Annotated in this window: 1 pseudogene; it reads left to right on the forward strand. The window is 38.1% G+C overall.

The features are described 5' to 3' along the window. A pseudogene (locus EII29_RS12245) lies at positions 1-2,027 on the forward strand (autotransporter domain-containing protein); the annotation flags it as partial.

Below are 2,027 nucleotides of genomic sequence, written 5' to 3' on the forward strand. Positions count from 1 at the left end.
GGAACAGTAAGTAATGACGGCACAATAAAAATAGGTGAAGATTCTACGGGAATATATTATAAAGCGGAACCTACAGGTCCTAATCATGGGCTTGCAGGAGGAGTAATAAATGCAGGTAAGATAGAAGCGACAGGTAATAATGCGATAGGAATAACGTTTGACAGTCCTTATAATAATAAGGTATTAAAAAATAGTTCAACAGGACTGATAGAATTGAACGGGGATAAGTCGACAGCAATTTATGCGACAGGTACAGGTTCTTATACTGCATTGAATGAAGGGACAATAAAATTATCTTCATCATCTGACCCTAATAATCCTAATGTAGGAATGTTTACGGAACAGGGAACAATAATATTGAAAAATGACGGCACAATACAAGGTGGAGACAGAACAGTAGGAATATATGGATATGGAGCAGAGTTGGGAGCAACATCTGTTACAACAGTTGGAGCCGGAGCTACGGGAGTTTATTCTAAAGGAGGAAATGTAACTGTAGGAGGAACATTGACAACAGGAACTCAGGAAGCAGTGGGAGTATATTATGTAGGAACTGGAGGAACGATAAATAACAATGCTTCATCAATTAACATAGGCGACAGTTCATACGGTTTTGTAATAAAGAATGCTGCCGGAGGAAATACATTAAACAGTAATACTGCAAATGTAACATTAGGAAATGATGTTGTATATATTTATTCAAATGACAGAACAGGTCAGATATTCAATAATACTGTATTAAGTTCTACGGGGAATGAAAATTACGGAGTGTATGGAGCAGGAACTATAGTAAATAATGCAGACATAAACTTCGGAACAGGAGTAGGAAATGTAGGGATATACAGTATAAATGGCGGAACAGCGACAAATATGGCAGGGAAAACTATAACAATAGGAGATTCCGATCCGGGTAACAGTAAATTTGGAATAGGTATGGCAGCAGGTTATGAGACATCCGACACAGGAAAAATTTATAATGACGGAGTAATTAATGTAAATGGAACAAGCAGTATAGGTATGTATGCAACAGGAGCAGGTTCAATAGCTGAAAATAGAGGAGTTATAAATCTTGGAGGAGACGGAGCGATAGGGATGTACCTTGACAACGGAGCGGAAGGCTTTAACAGTGGAACGATAACAACGGTAGGTAGTCCGAAAGGAGCAGTTGGAATAGCTGTAAGAAAAGGAGCGACGTTTACAAACACAGGAAATATGCATATAGATTCTTCAGGAGGTTATGCATTTTTCGTAGCACCCGGAGGAATAATAAAGAATTATGGAAACTTTACATTGGCAGGAGGGGCTAAGAAAGAGTTTACCCCTGGAAACAAACCGACAGGTAAAGGAGTTTCAGGAGTGGAAATACATGCACCGGCGAAGTCACCGACAGCAACAATAACGAAAGACGGAATAAAGCAACCAATAGTTGAAGTAGTGAATGCGATAGGTCATAGAAATCCGTTAAGTTCATCTTTCGGAATGTATATAGATACATTAAAAGGAACAAATCCTATAGGTGGATTAAGTGCGATAAAGACAACAGAGGCGGATTTAATAATAGGTTCTGAAGCGGGAGAAGCTACAAACAGCAGATATATTTTACTTAGTGGAAACAGTCAGATAATATCACCGTATAATAATGCGATATTGTCAAATCCACAGATAACAAGTTGGAAGATATATTCAGGAGCGTTGACATGGATGGCGACGGCAACAATAGATCAGGCGACAGGTTTAATAAAGAACATATATCTGGCAAAAATGCCGTATACAGCCTTTGCAGGGAATAAACCGACACCGGTTGAAAAAACGGATACATATAATTTCCTTAACGGACTTGAACAAAGATATGATATGAATGCTCTTGATTCAAGAGAGAAACATTTGTTTAATAAATTAAACGGAATAGGAAATAATGAGGAAACATTGTTCTATCAGGCAACAGATGAAATGATGGGACATCAGTATGCAAATGTACAACAGAGAATAAACAGAACGGGTACATTACTTGATAAAGAGTTTACTCA

Source organism: Leptotrichia sp. OH3620_COT-345 (assembly GCF_003932895.1).
GTDB lineage: Bacteria > Fusobacteriota > Fusobacteriia > Fusobacteriales > Leptotrichiaceae > Pseudoleptotrichia.